The organism is Demequina pelophila, assembly GCF_000971175.1.
Taxonomy (GTDB): Bacteria; Actinomycetota; Actinomycetes; order Actinomycetales; family Demequinaceae; genus Demequina; species Demequina pelophila.
The window spans coordinates 879491-893880 of record NZ_BBLY01000001.1; the positions used below are offsets into that span (position 1 = coordinate 879491).

Below are 14390 nucleotides of genomic sequence, written 5' to 3' on the forward strand. Positions count from 1 at the left end.
CCGGGTATCGTCGACACATGACGGTCGAGACCGCGAGACTCCTGCTACGCGCCTTCACCCCGGACGACGCGGACGACGTCCACGTCTACGCCTCCGATCCGTCGGTGTGCCGCTTCACCGACTGGGGCCCCAACACCTTCGAGATGACGCAGTCCTGGCTCGCCCAGGCGGTCGAGGCGGGCCTGCCCGCCCACTGGGCGATCACCACGCGGGCCGATGCGGTGGGCGCCGGCGGCCGCATCGCCGCCGGCACGGTGGTGGGCGGCATCGGCGTCTACGGCGAGGACCGCGGCCCGCTCGAGTCGACGCCCCACCTGCGCGAGCTCGGCTGGGTGGTCCGCCGCGACCTGTGGGGCCGCGGCATCGCCACCGAGGCCGTGCAGGCCGTCATCGACGCGCTGGCCGAGGACGAGGCGGTCACGGAGATCCACGCGCGCTGCCGGCCCGAGCACAAGGCCTCGGCCCGCGTCATGGGGCACCTGGGCATGGCGCGCACGCGGCGCATCGAGCGCGACCTCGAGCGCGACGGCCGATGGATGGACTCGGACCTCTACAGCCTCATCGTCCACCGATGACCGGACCGTGCCCGTGACAGGCGTGCGCCCGTGACCGCCGTCCGGCGCTGGGAGCGGGCCGACGTCGCCGCCGCCTGGCCCGTGCCGGGCGCGGCGGACGACAAGTACTCGCGCGGCGTCGTCGGCGTGGTCGCCGGCTCGGAGGCCTACCCGGGCGCCGCGGCGCTCGTGGTCTCGGGCGCGATCCGGGCCGGCGCGGGCATGGTGCGCTACGTGGGGCCGGAGCGTGCGCAGGATCTGGTGCTCGCGCATCGTCCCGAGGCGGTGGTCCACCATCCCGTCGACGCCGCGGAGCGGCTGCCCCGCGCGCAGGCCTGGGTGGTCGGCTCCGGGGTGGCCGACTACCCCGAGCAGGACGCGGCGATCGGCGCGGTCATCGCGGAGTCCGCGCCCATGGTGGCCGATGCGGGGGCCCTGGAGACCGTCACCCGTGCCCGGGCGGCGGGGGCCCGGGCGATCGGGCCGGACCGGGTGCTGCTGACGCCGCACGCCGGCGAGCTCCTGCGCACGCTCGAGGCGCTGCGCCACGATGTGACCGCGGCGGACCTCGAGCGCGACCGCGTGGGCCACGCGCGGCTGCTCGCGGAGACCGCGCGGGCGACGGTGCTGCTCAAGGGCGCGGTGACGCTGATCGTCTCCCCCGGCGGCGGCGTGATCGAATTGCCGCTCGCGCCCGCCTGGCTCGCGACCGCCGGGGCCGGCGACGTGCTCGCCGGCATCGCGGGAGCCCTGCTCGCGGCGGGCCTGCCCGCGGCGGAGGCGGGCGCATGCGCGGCGTGGATGCATGCGAGGGCCGCGGAGAGCGCGTCCGCGGGCGGCCCGATCGCCGCCCTGGACGTCGCCTCCGCGCTGCCGGCCGTGGTCGCGGAACTGCTCAGTTCGTCGTAGCCGGGCGAAGGACGCCGTCTGCCGGGCCGGAGACCCGAGGCCGGACTCTGTTAGCGTCCGACGCCGAACACCGCCACCGCGGTCCAGGCGATCACCACGAGGTAGCCGAGCGCCCCGGTCCACAGGGCGAGCCTGGCGGCGCCCGCGGCGAGCACTCCGGGCAGCACCGCGCGGGTCAGTCCGGCGGTGAGCCCGCACGGGAGGCCGACCGCGAGCGCGGCGTACAGACCGCCCACCAGCGGCAGCGACTGTCCCGTCGCAACGATCACGACCGGGATGATCGCGAGCACCGATCCCAGAACCGCGAACGCTGCGCCTGCCGCCGCCGGCGACCGCTCGCGCGTGCTGGCGAAGAGCGCCCGCCCCAGCGTGTGGGAGACGAGCGCGATACCGAACAACGCGATCACCGCGTTGGTGATCGCGACGGCGGAGAAGATCCACCCGCGCTCCTCGGCGTGCGCGTCCGGGGCGAGCGCGCCCACGAGGGGCGCGGCGGCGTAGGCCAGGATCAGCGCGCAGGCACCGAACACGGGGATGCCGATCGCGGTGGCGAGCCACGCGGCGCGGGTGGCGTCCACGGTGGCGACGGTCTCGGTGGCGGGCGGGGTGTCTGACACGTGATCCTCCTGGTGGCGCCGTCGGGGGGGCGCCTGCGCGCCCAGTCTGTCAGCGCTCCGGCGTCCGGCGACGAGGCGCGGCGCGTGCCACGAATCCCGGAGCCGCTCAACTCAGGAAGGCCCCGGTGGCCTCGAGCACGATGCCGAGGGCGAGCGCCGCGACCACGATGACGACCGCGATGCGCAGGGCGCGCGGATGCGTCACGGCGGGGCGCACGAGCGCGCCGGCCAGCGCCGCACCGGCGATCGCCGGGCCCGCGAACGCGAGCACCACGAACAGGTCGGAGGCCGGGATCGCCTCCCCGTTCTGGACGGCGGTCATCGCGACGAGCACGACGGGCAGCGGCAGTGCAATCGCGGCGGCGATGCCCGCGTGCACGAGTGCGGCGCGCCAGGCCGGGCGCGTGACCCCGCGCGCGGCGAGCCGGCGTCGCAACGCCACCGCCGTCACCGGCAGCCCGATCGCCAGGCCCAGCAGCGAGTAGACCGCGCCCACGACGAGCGTGACGCCCGCGACCTCGCCCGCGGAGCCGTCCGGGTAGGTCGCACCCGCCGCCCACGCGAACAGCGGCACCAGCACGACGGCAGAGCCCAGGTAGCTGACGATGCCCAGGGGCAGGGCGACGGACTCGATCTGCGCCGGCGTCACCCCGGCATCATCGGCATCGCGGGCTTCGTCTCCCTGCGCTTCCGCGTTCATGTCCGCCTCCCTCGCGACAGCCGGCGCGACGTCGTCCCGTGCCGTCGTCGCCACGCGACCGCCGCGCCGTCACCTCCATCCTGGCCCGGCAGCGACCCGGGCGCCACTCGAAGACGCGATCTGCCTGCGGCTATGGCGCGATGAGCTCGATCCTCAGCAGCGGCGCATCGCCGATCGCGAGGCCCTCCGCCTTGCGCACGGACTTCTTGATGGGGATCACCAGGGTGCCGCGCTCCTTCGAGGGGAACGCGGAGGTGTCCCAGGTCGACCCGCCCACGGTGACGCGCACCTTGACGGCCCCGAACCCGCGGCGGGGCCCGGTCTGCATGTCCTCGACCTCGTCGGCCACATCCTCGGGGACGGTGACGAAGGCCCACGAGTCGGAGCGCTCGTCCCACGGGAACAGCACGGACGTGAACTCGTAGGCGGTCATGGCTTCACGCTAGCCCGACCGCCGGCACGAGGCATCCGTTGCGCGCACGCTCAGCGAATTCATGCACGATGCACGGGCCCCGCGTGCGCCGTGCATCGTGCATGAATTCGCGGAGGAAGTCAGCACTCACACCCTTGGTCTCGCGGGCCGGCAGCGCCGGGACCTTCGTCCTGCGCGCCCTACCCCTCCCGGCATAGCGTGGAAGGAGCGGGCGTCGCCGACGACGTCTCCGCGCGACCCACGCGCGAGCCGCCGACGGCGCCCCGGGAGGCGCACGCATGACCCAGGTACGCATCCACGGCCGCGGCGGGCAGGGCGTGGTCACCGCCGCGGAGATGCTGGCCCGCGCGGGCTTCCTCGCCGGCCACGAGGTCCAGGCCATCCCCAGCTTCGGCTCCGAGCGCACCGGCGCCCCCGTGGTCGCCTACTGCCGCTTCTCCGACGCCCGCCTGCGCACCCGGGAACCGGTGCTCGAGCCCGACGTGGTGCTGGTGCAGGACCCCACGCTCCTAGGCCCCGCGCGACCGTTCGCGGGGCTCGCGCCGGGCGGCATCGTCATCGTCGACACCACCGCGGACGCGCCATGGGTGCGGGAGCACGCGGGCGCGCAGGACGCCGACGCCCGCGTGGTGACCGTCCCCGCCACCCGGATCGCCATGGACCTGCTCGGCCGACCCAAGCCGGCCGCGGCGATGCTCGGCGCGTACGCGGGCTGCGCGGACCACATCACGCTCGACGCGGTCCAGCAGGTGTTCCGCGCGCGCTTCCCCGGCGCCGTCGGCGAGGCCAACGCGGAGGTCGCCACCACGGCGTTCGCCCACGTCAGGGGCGACCTCTACACGCGCGACGACTCGCCCGAGAAGGGCGACGCCGCCGCCCCAGCCGGCCCCCGCATCGTCCCCCAGGAGGTGTCCCGTGCGTGAGGTGCTCGAGGGCTCGCAGGCCGTCGCCCGGACGGTGGCGCGGTGCCGGCCGGGCGTGGTGTGCGCCTACCCGATCTCCCCACAGACGCACATCGTCGAGGCGCTGTCCGTCATGGCGCGCACGGGCGAGCTGAGCGCGTGCGAGTACGTCAACGTCGAGTCGGAGTTCTCCGCGATGTCGGTGTCGATCGGCGCCTCCGCGGCAGGCTCGCGCGCCTACACCGCGACCGCCTCGCAGGGGCTGCTCTACATGGCCGAGGCCGTCTACAACGCGGCCGGCATGGGCCTGCCCATCGTCATGACGGTCGCGAACCGGGCGGTGGGTGCGCCCATCAACATCTGGAACGACCACTCGGACGCGATGGCCATGCGCGACGCCGGATGGCTGCAGCTCTACGCCGCGGACAACCAGGAGGCGGCCGACCTCCACGTCATCGCCTTCGCCGCCGCGGAGGAGCTGGGGATCCCCGCGATGGTGTGCATGGACGGGTTCGTGCTCACGCACGCGACGGACGTGCTCGAGCTCGCCACCCAGGAGCAGATCGACGCATTCCTGCCGCCCTACTCCCCCGCGCAGGCGCTCGACATCGAGAATCCGTCGACCATCGGCACGATGGCCGGACCCGAGTCCTTCACGGAGACCAAGTACCTCCAGCACCTGCGCTTCCTCGACGCGGCGGGCGTCATCGAGGCGTGGTCGGAGCGCTTCCGCAAGGCGTTCGGGCGCGAGGCCGGCGGGCTGGTCGCCCGCTACGACCCCGACACCCTCGACCGCGACGGCGACGCCCCGCCCGCGAGCGCGGAGGACCTGGCCGTGGTCGCGATGGGGTCCGTCGTGGGCACCCTGCAGGCGACGCTGGCGCCGATGCGCGCGGAGGGCCTGCCGGTGCGGCTCGTCGGGATCGGCGCGTACCGCCCGTTCCCGCGCGAGGCGCTCAAGGCCGCGCTGGGCGACTCGCGCCACATCGTGGTGGTCGACCGGGCGCTCGAGCTGGGCGCGGGCGGCGTGCTCACCGGGGACGTGGGGCGGGCGCTCGCGCACACGGGGTCGCGGATTCACTCCGTGGTCGCGGGGCTGGGTGGGCGGCCCATCCTCGAGGCCTCGCTGCGCGACGCGGTGCGCCGGGCCCTCGCGGACGAGCTGCCCGCGCTCGACTTCCTCGACCTCAAGGCCGGCGGCGTCCCCGAGCCGCCCGTGGGCGCGACGGAGGTGGCGCGATGAGCACCGTCCACATCCCCTTCCTGCAGACCGGCACCCTCGCGGTGGGCGGGCGCCTGCTGGACGATGCGGAGCGCTCGGTCCAGTCGCACGCGGACCGGCCGTCGTCCCTCACCAAGGGCCACCGCGCCTGCCAGGGCTGCGCCGAGGCGCTCGCCGCGCGCTGGGTGATGGACACCGCGGTCGAGGCCACCGACGGGAGGCTCGTGGTGGCCAACGCGACCGGCTGCCTCGAGGTGTTCTCGACGCTCTACCCCGAGTCCGCGTGGAAGCCACCGTGGATCCATTCGCTGTTCGCCAACGCGGCGGCGGTGGCGACGGGCATCGCCTCGTCCCTGCACGCGCAGGGCCGCGACGACGTGCGCGTGCTCGCCCAGGGCGGCGACGGCGGGACGGTGGACATCGGGCTCGCGGCCGTGTCGGGCATGTTCGAGCGCAACGACGACGTCCTGTACGTCTGCTACGACAACCAGGGCTACATGAACACGGGGGTGCAGCGCTCGTCGGCGACCCCCGCATCGGCCCGCACCGCGACCACCCCGGCGGTGGGCCGCCACCCGGGCGCCCCGCAGGGCACCGGCAAGTCGATGGTGAAGATCGCGATGGCGCACGAGATCCCGTACGTCGCCTCCGCGACGGTCGCGGACCTGCGCGACCTCGAGCACAAGGTGCGCACCGCGATGGCGATCCGCGGCGCGCGCTACCTCCATGTGCTGGTGCCGTGCCCGCTGGGGTGGGGCTCGCAGTCGTCGGAGTCCATCTCGCTGTCCCGGGCGGCGGTGCAGTCGGGGATCTTCCCCGTGGTGGAGGCGCGCGCGGGCGAGCTGACGGACGTCCAGCGCATCCGCGAGCGCGCGGACGTCGAGGAGTATCTGCGTCCCCAGGCCCGCTTCGCGCACCTGTTCAAGCCCGGCGGCGAGGACGGGCTGCAGCGGTGGCGCGCGCTCGCCGAGGCGAACATCCGGCACTACGACCTGCTGGGAGGGCGGCCATGAGCGACCACGACGCACCCCCGACCCTGGGGCTCAGCACCGGGCCCGCCACCTCGCTCGCCTATCACACGGGTGCGTGGCGCACCGAACGGCCCGTCTACGTGGACCTCGCTCCCCCGTGCTCGCTGGCGTGCCCGTCGGGCGAGGACATCCGCGCGTGGCTGGGCTCGACCCAGGAGGGCGAGGCCGGCTTCGAGGCGGCGTGGCGGCAGATCGTCGCGGCCAATCCGCTGCCGGCCGTCATGGGGCGCATCTGCTATCACCCCTGCCAGGCTGCGTGCAACCGCGGCGAGGTGGACGAGGAGGTGGGCATCAACGCCGTCGAGCGCTTCCTGGGCGACACGGCGATCGCGCGCGGCTGGGCGCTGCCGGAGCCCGGCGCATCGTCCGGGCGGCGCGTCCTGGTGGTCGGGTCCGGACCCGCGGGACTGTCCGCCGCGTACCACCTGCGCCGGCGCGGGCACGAGGTGGTGGTGCGCGAGGCCGCCGCCCAGCCCGGCGGCATGATGCGCTACGGGATCCCCGCCTACCGGCTGCCGCGCGACGTGCTCGCGGCGGAGATCCGCCGCATCGAGGCGACCGGGGTGCGGATCGAGTGCGGGGCGCGCGTCGAGTCGTTGGACGAGGCGCAGGCCGAGTTCGACGCCGTGGTCCTGACCGTGGGGGCCGGGGTGGCGCACCACGTCGACATCCCGGCGGGGGCGGCGGCGAAGATCGTCGACGCGATCGACGTGCTGCGCGACGTCGCGTCCGGCCATGCGCCGCTGCTGGGGCGGCGCGTCGCCGTGTACGGCGGCGGCAACACCGCGATGGATGCGGCGAGGACCGCGCGGCGGCTGGGGGCGCAGGACGCGGTGGTGGTCTACCGGCGCACGCGCGAGCAGATGCCGGCGCACCCCACGGAGCTGGAGGACGCCGTGGGCGAGGGCGTGCGCGTCCAGTGGCTGTCGACCATCTCCGAGGTCTCCGGGCCCACCGTCACCATCGAGCGCATGGAGCTGGACGAGGACGGGCGGCCGCGCGGCACCGGGGAGTTCGAGGAGCTCGACGCGGACACGGTGATGCTGGCCGTGGGCCAGGAGGCGGACCTGTCGCTGCTCGCGGGCGTGACGGACGTCGAGGTCCGCGACGGGGTCATCGCGGTGGATCCGGGGACGCTGATGACCGGGCGCGACGGGGTGTTCGCGGCGGGCGACGCCTCCCCCGGCTCGCGGACGGCGACGTTCGCGATCGGGCGGGGTGCGCGGGCGGCGGCGGCCGTGGACGCGTGGCTCGCGTCGCGGGTCCTGCCCGCCGAGCCCGTCCTCCGCGAGGCCACCGCCGACCGGCTCACCCCCTGGTACTACTCGGACGCCCCCCAGCAGCACCGCGCGGAGCTGGAGGCCGCACGGCGCGTCACGGGGTTCGAGGAGGTGCTGACGGGCCTCGACGCCGAGCATGCGGTGTTCGAGGCACGGCGATGCATGTCCTGCGGGTCGTGCTTCGAGTGCGACAACTGCTTCGGCATGTGCCCCGACGACGCGATCCGGAAGCTGGGCCCGGGGATGCGGTACGAGATCGACTACGACTACTGCAAGGGGTGCGGCATCTGCGCGGCGGAGTGCCCGTGCGGCGCGATCGACATGATCCCCGAAGTGAGGTAGTCGGCTCGCTCAGTCCGTCGACGTCAGGCAGTCCTGAGTAGGCCGAGCGCGGCCGCGAGCTCCGGCATTCGCAGGTTGCCCGTCGCGACGGCGATCACCAGGTCGTAGGAGTTGTCCTCGTCGGTGTCGATATCCACTCCGTTGAGATCGTAGAACACCGCCGCGGCGAGCCAGCCGAGCCGCTTGTTGCCGTCGACCAGCGCGTGGTTGATGACGATCGACTCGAGCAACGCGGCCGCCTTGTCGTCGAGTGTGCGATAGGCCTCCTGCCCGTACAGCGTCGTCGCGGGACGCTCGACCGCCGCCGAGAGCAGCCCGAGGTCGCGCACGGGGCCCACGCCGAGGTCGGCGGTGAGACCCAGGAGGTCTTCGAGCGAGAGGAACTCCGTCACTGGCCCAGCCGGTCCAGCAGCCCTGCGTAGCGCGCCCGCATCTTGGCCGACGACGCGTTCACGCGGTCACCGTGGAGGTGCCGCGCGGCCGTCTCTTCGATCGCCCGTGTCACGGCTTCCTGCTTGCTGACGCCCTGGCTCTCGGCCAGCGCGGTCAGAGTCTGGTCCTGAGCCTCGGTAAGTCGCAGTGTCATCGCCATCGTTTGATGGTAGCAAAGCGGTATCGCGGCGGAGGAGCCGAGTTCGCGGCGGGCAAGACTCGGAGTTGATAGACCAGGGGGCGTGCTCTGCTTCGAGAGCCCCAGTCCACGGCCTGCCTGCGCGTGTCTATTCGTGTTCCGGCAGCCGCGGCGCCGAAAGACCAGGGTCACGGCCGATGAGCGCGGCGCGCGTGACGGCGGCGGAGCCGAATCGATCGCGGACCGCATCGAGGGCGGTGTCGAGTGCGCTGTCGATGCGCGCCCCGTCGTTCCAGTCGATCGGAAGCTCGGGCTGCACCGTGCCGGCGCTAGTCAGTTGCGCGAGCGAGACGCCGATGAGGGTGACACCCCGACCGGAGAGGTCTGGACCCGCCGCAGCGAGCAGCTGCTGGGCGACGCCGAGCAGTGTCTCGGTGCGATCGGTAGGCGTGGCGAGCGTGCGCGATCGAGTCGCCTTCGTGAAGTCGCCGTAGCGAAGCCTCAGGACCACGGTGGCGCACGCCGATCCGCGATCGCGCAGGCGCTTGGCGAGTCCGTCGACGATCTGGGTGAGGATCAGCCCGAGCTCACCACTGGTGTAGGACCGATTGCCGAGCGCACGCTGCGAGCCGATGGATCCGTGGCGCGTGGTCGTCTCGACCGGCCGCGGGTCCCGGAGCCGGGCCAGCGCGTGCAGATGCGCACCGGCCGCCTTGCCGAGCCACTGCTCGGCGGTCGCCGCTTCGAGTGCGGCCAACTGCCCGACCGTGGAGATCCCATGGCTGTGCAACTTCTCCGCGGTCTTCGCGCCCACGCCCCAGAGCCGTTCTACCGGGAGCGGATGGAGGAACGCCTCCTCACGGTCCGGCTCCACCACGAGAAGCCCGTCGGGCTTGCTGACCGCGCTCGCGACCTTCGCGAGGAACTTCGTCCTTGCCACGCCCACCGAGATCGGGAGCCCGACCTCGGCACGCACGCGCTCCCGCAGGCGCACGGCGATCTCCTCGGGAGTCCCGGCAAGGCGGCGAAGTCCGCCCACCTCAAGGAAGGCCTCGTCGATCGAGACGCCCTCCACGTACGGCGTGGTGTCATGGAAGACCGCGAACACGGCACGACTCGCCGCGGAGTAGGCCTCCATACGGGCAGGGACGACGATGGCGTCGGGACACAGCGCGCGCGCCCGCTGCACCCCCATCGCGGTGCGCACGCCCCGGGCCTTCGCCTCATAGCTCGCGGCCACGACGACGCCGCCGCCCACGATCACCGGCCGTCCGCGCAGTGCGGGCTCGTCGCGCTGCTCGACCGAGGCGTAGAACGCATCGAGGTCGGCGTGGAGCACCGTCGCCTCGCCGCGCATCTCACACCTCCTGCCACCACACGGTCCTCAGGCCATGGTCTCACCGGCACCCGACACCGCATCGATGCGCCCCGGTGTTGGTTGACGTCGATCAACACGGAGGCAGACCCGACGCCCGAACGCCACGCGCTGGCCCGGACCGCACCCGCCAGTCCCGTCACGGTTGACGGCCGGCACGCCGACCCGTGCGCCGACGCTGACGCCGGTTGACGGCAACGACCCCGCGGCCGCCCCGCGACCTGCGCGGCGCAGACGCCGTCCTACCTCCTGATGTGGCGGTGGCCCTTGTCCGGCCAGCCGACGTGACCCTCGCGCATGGTGCAGTGCTGGCGCGAGCGCGGCATCCAGACACCGCACACCTTCGCGGGGTTGGCCCGCTTCGCACCTCTCGGCGCGCGCGAGGTATCGAGTCCTGGCAACACCAGTCCCCGAGCTTGGACCGCACGGCTCTCGCCTGCGGGTGCAGAGGCGACCGCGACATCCTTCTGCGAGCGGGAGACGACGTCCGCGACGTCTTCGGCGACGTAGACGAGCACTCCGTTGTCGAGCCGTGATGCGGTGACCGCGCCGATCTTCTCCAGGCGCGTCAACGCCGTGCGAGCGGTGTCTTCACCCGTTCCGAACTGCGCGGCGAGGTCGCGGGTCGTGGTAGCCATGGTGCCGGCGATGTAGGACACCGCCCGGCGCGCAGTGGCGCCTGAGCGGACTCCGATGTTGGTGAGACGGTCCATCCATTCGCGGCTGATGTCGGCGATCGCGGACGCTACCTCTGCGGCGTTGGCGGCTGAGGAGTAGGCGCAGTCGGCGAACATCTCCAGCCACCGGTTCAGCGCTTCCTGATGGGGAGCGTCACCGCCAAAGCGCACCGAGTTCAGCCCCTCGACGTAGCGCTCGGTGTTCATTGCCAGGTAGGGCGACAGAGGGAGCACGACGTGCACCACCACGCCGTCGCGACGCAGCATCCCCTGGATGAGTGCGCGACCGGTCCGGCCGTTGCCGTCAGGGAACGGGTGAATGGTCTCGAACTGGGCATGGGCGAGGGCTGCTCGCACGAGCGCGGGCGCCTTCACTGGGCCGGCGTTGATGTAGTCCATGAGGTCGGCCATGCCGGCTCCAACCTTGGAAGCTGGCGGCGGCACATGCGCAGCGCTGTCGATCGAGGCAGTCTCACCCCTGACCGCGCCCGGCGGAATCAGGACCGCCTGCGTGGTGCGCAGGCCCACGTACGGCGATCGCGCTCCCCCGCGGGGGTGCGTCTCCATCAGGTCGGACTGGATGCGGATGACATCCTCGATGGTGACGTCCCTGGTGTGGTCGCCCAGGGATCGGACCGCGCGCTGGGTGGCAGCGATGTTGCCGAGCACTGCGCGCACGTCAGCTGACGCGCCTCGGACGTCGCTCGACCCCCGAGCGAGGTCTCGCACCGAGATCTGGTGACCCTCGATATAGGACGAGGCGATCGACTCAGACTTCACGAGCGACTCGAGGGCAGGCAGGGACGGCGACTGACCTAGGTGCTTGTCAATCTCTGCAATCCTGCGGGACGACCGATCGATGCGTGCTTGCACCGCAGGGGTGATGGCGAGCTCGATGTCCTGCAGACGTCCGGGGATGTACGCGCGGTAAGGCTGACCGTCGTTGACCTGCTCGTCGACGATGCGCTCGAAGTGCCCCATTGCCCGCCCCCTCGTCCGTACTGCACGCGCTCAAGGTTCCTCACCATCGAATGTGCGCTAACATGAAACTGTTGAAGTAGTTTCATGTTAGCGCACGTTGACGCGGGGGATCCCTCTACGACTCGGCAGATTCGTGCCTGCGTCAACGGTGGGCACGACTCGGAACTCATGGACCAGGGGGCATGCCGCGCCCAGGAGAGGCCCCGTCCATGACCATCCGGCGCACAGTCCAATCTGCCTGACCCCACTCCTCAGCATGAGGCATCTACCGGCCGCGATGAGCATGGTGGAGGCGCCGCGCGGCCCGCCCCACGCGGATCATCGCACGAGACTTCGGCACAGACCATCGGCGCGGAAGCCCGCCCGATCTCGATCTGCCAGCGCGTCGCGGGCATTGCCGCGAGTTTCCGTGTCACGGGCCATGCCCCGTTCACGACCTGCGTCCTGGCCGAATCCATGACACCCGACCGCACCCAGCCCGCCGCGCCCTGACAGGCCTTCGCGCTCGCCCTCCCGAGCGGCGCCGGGGCCCTCAGCGGACGGCTGAAGGCCCCGGCGATGCGGGTGACAACACGATGCGTCAGGCAGCGCCCATGGCGGTGGACGTCGTGATCGTGTGCAGGATCGTGTGGACGCGATCGCGCAGGCCCGCGCCGACGCCGGCCGGGTCGGCCTGCGCGGCTTCCCTGATCGCCGACACGGTCACGGCCGGGAACGCGGAGAGCATCCAGTCGTTTCCGTGCAGCGCCGCCTGCGCGGGGTCCATCCAGCCGCCGAGCACCGCGTCCGTCGTGACGAAGCCGTCGAAGCCCCACTCGCCCCGCAGCACGTCCTGCAGCAGCTCCGGGTTTCCCCCGGCCCAGGTGCCGCCCAGGTTGATGAACGAGGTCATGGCGCCCGCCGCATCGGCCTCCTTGACCGCGATCTCGAAGGGGCGCAGATACAGTTCGCGCAGCGCCTGCTCCGAGGCGAACACGTTGACGCCGGTGCGGGCGTTGATCTCCTGGTCGTTGAGCACGAAGTGCTTGACGGTGGTGAGCACGCCCTGATCCTGCGAGCCCGAAATCGCCGCGGCGGCCATCTTGCCGGTCAGCAGCGGGTCCTCCGAGAAGTACTCGAAGCCGCGGCCTCCCATCGCCGTCCGATGCAGGTTCATGCCGGGGGCGTACCAGACGTCGATGCCGTACGCGATCGCCTCCGTCGCGACCGACTCGCCCCAGGCATAGGCCAACTCGTCATTCCACGTCGCGGCGATGACCACCTCGGTCGGGTACGCCGCGGAGTTCAGAGGCGAGAACAGCGAGTTGAGTCCGGCCGGGCTGTCGAGCATGGTGATCGACGGGATTCCCAGGCGGTCGATCGCCACGGACCTGTAGGCGCCGTGGGAGAACAGGTCCACCTGCTCGTCGAGCGTGAGCTGGTCGAGGAAGTCGCTCCAGACCGGGTCCGCGAAGCCGGCGCCGAGCAGGTCCTCCAGCACCAGCCCGTTGTCGGCGCCGTACGTGGGCGCCTCGCCCTCGGCGGGCTCGATCCGGGGTTCCATCCGCGCGAGCAGCTCGTCCGACGCGGTCTCGGTGCCGTCCGGGGCGGACGGGTAGGTGGAGTCCCAGTTCGCGCGCGAGAGGTAGGTGAGGTCGCCCTCGACGTAGTCGAAGCGGCTCGCGTACGCCACCCCCGTGTCGGCATCGGTGTCGTAGACCACGTCTGCCGTGACCGGCACCGCGAACGATGCGACCGGCGTGTGCACGTCCGTGCGCACGGGGACGTCGTACTCGCCAGCCTCGAGCAGGTGGTGGCCCGCCCCGGTATCCCAGGAGGCGAGATCCCTCACTGCGAACGCGACCGTGAGCGTCTGGGACTCGCCCGGTGCGAGTTCGTCGGTCTTCGCACAGCCGGCCAGCTCGATGGCCGACTTCTCGATCGCACCGGTGTACGGAGCCGAGAAGTAGACCTGGACCACGTCCTTGCCGGGAACCTCGCCGACGTTGGTGACCGTGACGTCGAGCGCGACCGTGCCGTCCGCGACGACCGGCTCGGTCGATTCCCACGCGAAGTCCGTGTAGCTGAGTCCGTATCCGAAGGGGAACTGCACCGCCGCGTCGTATCCGGTCTCGTCGCCGAACCACCGAGTCTCGTAGTACCGGTAGCCCACGTAGATGCCCTCCTCGTAGTCGAGGAACGAACGTCCGACGTTGGCGTAGTCGGAACGCCGATGTTCTGGGCCGCGGGGGCAGACGTCGCGTCGTAGGCGTGCGTCGACGGCAGATGGCCGGACGGGTTGACCGCACCGGTGACTGTCCGGACCAGGGCTGTCGCGCCATGCGGCCCCGGCGTGCCCATCCAGATCGCGCCGGTGATCTCCGGATAGTCGTCGAGGAATCCGAGCTCCATCTGGTTGCCCGCGTTCACCACCACGATCACGTCGCCCTGAATCGCGGCGACCTTGTCGAGCAGCTCATGCTGGTGCTCGTCGAGCTGCAACTGCTCCTGGGTCAGGTCGCCACCTTCGGAACCGTCGTTGCCGATCACCTAGATCGCAGTGCCGGAGAAGTCCCGCGCCTGCGCGAGCACCTCCTCGGTCAGATAGCCGGGGGCGGGCTCGCGTTCGCCGCCCAGCATCGAGCTCGCGATCTGGACGAGGAAGCTGCTCGAGCGTTCGGAGTGCTCGGCGCCCGCATCCTGCATCGCGGCATAGAGCTCCCGGTTGTACTCGACGCCCCCGGCCTCGAGCGCGTCGTACAGCGTCTCCGCGCCGGCGGTGTTCGAGCCTCCCGATCCGCCGCCTGCGAACACCTT

Annotated in this window: 15 protein-coding genes and 1 pseudogene; 6 read left to right on the forward strand and 10 right to left on the reverse strand. The window is 72.2% G+C overall.

Translation table 11 applies throughout. The features are described 5' to 3' along the window. Window positions 1-17: 17 nt before the first annotated feature. Both AOM03_RS04060 and AOM03_RS04065 read left to right on the forward strand, forming a co-directional pair. Window positions 18-575 carry a GNAT family N-acetyltransferase gene (locus AOM03_RS04060; protein ID WP_062378494.1) on the forward strand — a complete coding sequence of 186 codons (558 nt, stop codon included), beginning with the start codon at window positions 18-20 and terminating at the stop codon, window positions 573-575. Window positions 576-605: 30 nt separating this feature from the next. After that, window positions 606-1463, forward strand: a complete 858-nt coding sequence (locus AOM03_RS04065) for an NAD(P)H-hydrate dehydratase (RefSeq protein ID WP_062378495.1) — start codon at window positions 606-608, stop codon at window positions 1461-1463. Window positions 1464-1513: 50 nt separating this feature from the next. Here the strand turns inward: AOM03_RS04065 and AOM03_RS04070 are convergent, their stop codons facing one another. From AOM03_RS04070 to AOM03_RS04080, 3 genes are all read right to left on the reverse strand, one after another. Continuing rightward, window positions 1514-2080: a hypothetical protein gene (locus tag AOM03_RS04070; RefSeq protein WP_062378496.1), complete on the reverse strand. Its 567-nt coding sequence runs from the start codon at window positions 2078-2080 to the stop codon at window positions 1514-1516. A 106-nt stretch (window positions 2081-2186) separates the two neighbouring features. After that, window positions 2187-2780 (reverse strand): hypothetical protein, encoded by a 594-nt coding sequence (locus AOM03_RS04075; protein ID WP_156157604.1) that lies wholly within the window; start codon window positions 2778-2780, stop codon window positions 2187-2189. A gap of 130 nt (window positions 2781-2910) precedes the next feature. After that, window positions 2911-3213, reverse strand: coding sequence for a DUF1905 domain-containing protein (locus AOM03_RS04080; protein WP_062378498.1), 303 nt, complete (start codon window positions 3211-3213; stop codon window positions 2911-2913). 278 nt (window positions 3214-3491) lie between these two features. Between AOM03_RS04080 and AOM03_RS04085 the strand changes: the two genes are divergently transcribed. Genes AOM03_RS04085 through AOM03_RS04100 form a run of 4 tightly spaced genes read left to right on the forward strand, consistent with a single transcriptional unit; the run spans window position 3492 to window position 7990 of the window. After that, on the forward strand, window positions 3492-4136 hold the full coding sequence (locus tag AOM03_RS04085; protein WP_062378499.1) for a 2-oxoacid:acceptor oxidoreductase family protein: 645 nt from the start codon (window positions 3492-3494) through the stop codon (window positions 4134-4136). Then, complete coding sequence (locus AOM03_RS04090; RefSeq protein ID WP_062378500.1) at window positions 4129-5358, forward strand: pyruvate ferredoxin oxidoreductase; 1230 nt, start codon at window positions 4129-4131, stop codon at window positions 5356-5358. Before AOM03_RS04085 ends, AOM03_RS04090 begins: the two co-directional genes overlap by 8 nt. Further along, window positions 5355-6350 (forward strand): thiamine pyrophosphate-dependent enzyme, encoded by a 996-nt coding sequence (locus tag AOM03_RS04095; protein WP_062378501.1) that lies wholly within the window; start codon window positions 5355-5357, stop codon window positions 6348-6350. The genes AOM03_RS04090 and AOM03_RS04095 overlap by 4 nt, the downstream gene beginning before the upstream one ends. After that, window positions 6347-7990 carry an NAD(P)-binding protein gene (locus tag AOM03_RS04100; protein ID WP_062378502.1) on the forward strand — a complete coding sequence of 548 codons (1644 nt, stop codon included), beginning with the start codon at window positions 6347-6349 and terminating at the stop codon, window positions 7988-7990. Before AOM03_RS04095 ends, AOM03_RS04100 begins: the two co-directional genes overlap by 4 nt. 23 nt (window positions 7991-8013) lie before the next feature. Here AOM03_RS04100 and AOM03_RS04105 read toward each other — a convergent pair whose 3' ends face one another. The 7 genes and pseudogenes from AOM03_RS04105 to AOM03_RS04130 all read right to left on the reverse strand — a co-directional run bounded on the left by AOM03_RS04105 (window position 8014) and on the right by AOM03_RS04130 (window position 14387). Further along, window positions 8014-8382 (reverse strand): type II toxin-antitoxin system death-on-curing family toxin, encoded by a 369-nt coding sequence (locus AOM03_RS04105; RefSeq protein WP_062378503.1) that lies wholly within the window; start codon window positions 8380-8382, stop codon window positions 8014-8016. Further along, entirely contained in the window at window positions 8379-8582 is a 204-nt protein-coding gene (locus tag AOM03_RS04110) for a CopG family transcriptional regulator (protein ID WP_062378504.1), read from the reverse strand. The genes AOM03_RS04105 and AOM03_RS04110 overlap by 4 nt, the downstream gene beginning before the upstream one ends. 127 nt (window positions 8583-8709) lie before the next feature. After that, entirely contained in the window at window positions 8710-9918 is a 1209-nt protein-coding gene (dinB, locus tag AOM03_RS04115) for a DNA polymerase IV (RefSeq protein ID WP_062378505.1), read from the reverse strand. Between the two features lie 260 nt (window positions 9919-10178). After that, window positions 10179-11594, reverse strand: a complete 1416-nt coding sequence (locus AOM03_RS13075; RefSeq protein WP_062378506.1) for a Fic family protein — start codon at window positions 11592-11594, stop codon at window positions 10179-10181. Window positions 11595-12174: 580 nt separating this feature from the next. Further along, window positions 12175-13746 (reverse strand): glycoside hydrolase family 3 protein, encoded by a 1572-nt coding sequence (locus AOM03_RS04125; protein ID WP_062378507.1) that lies wholly within the window; start codon window positions 13744-13746, stop codon window positions 12175-12177. Between the two features lie 83 nt (window positions 13747-13829). Beyond that, window positions 13830-14123, reverse strand: a pseudogene (locus AOM03_RS13130) (glycoside hydrolase family 3 C-terminal domain-containing protein); the annotation flags it as partial. Next, window positions 14124-14387, reverse strand: coding sequence for a hypothetical protein (locus AOM03_RS04130; protein WP_062378508.1), 264 nt, complete (start codon window positions 14385-14387; stop codon window positions 14124-14126). It lies immediately after the preceding pseudogene. Between the last annotated feature and the right edge of the window lie 3 nt (window positions 14388-14390).

Excerpts from the sequence above, each read along its gene's own strand:
- AOM03_RS04060 (WP_062378494.1), top strand. The coding sequence starts at position 18 with ATGACGGTCGAGACCGCGAGACTCCTGCTACGCGCCTTCACCCCGGAC.
- AOM03_RS04075 (WP_156157604.1), bottom strand. The coding sequence starts at position 2,780 with ATGAACGCGGAAGCGCAGGGAGACGAAGCCCGCGATGCCGATGATGCC.
- AOM03_RS04080 (WP_062378498.1), bottom strand. The coding sequence starts at position 3,213 with ATGACCGCCTACGAGTTCACGTCCGTGCTGTTCCCGTGGGACGAGCGC.
- AOM03_RS04085 (WP_062378499.1), top strand. The coding sequence starts at position 3,492 with ATGACCCAGGTACGCATCCACGGCCGCGGCGGGCAGGGCGTGGTCACC.
- AOM03_RS04095 (WP_062378501.1), top strand. The coding sequence starts at position 5,355 with ATGAGCACCGTCCACATCCCCTTCCTGCAGACCGGCACCCTCGCGGTG.
- AOM03_RS04100 (WP_062378502.1), top strand. The coding sequence starts at position 6,347 with ATGAGCGACCACGACGCACCCCCGACCCTGGGGCTCAGCACCGGGCCC.
- AOM03_RS04110 (WP_062378504.1), bottom strand. The coding sequence starts at position 8,582 with ATGGCGATGACACTGCGACTTACCGAGGCTCAGGACCAGACTCTGACC.
- dinB (WP_062378505.1), bottom strand. The coding sequence starts at position 9,918 with ATGCGCGGCGAGGCGACGGTGCTCCACGCCGACCTCGATGCGTTCTAC.
- AOM03_RS13075 (WP_062378506.1), bottom strand. The coding sequence starts at position 11,594 with ATGGGGCACTTCGAGCGCATCGTCGACGAGCAGGTCAACGACGGTCAG.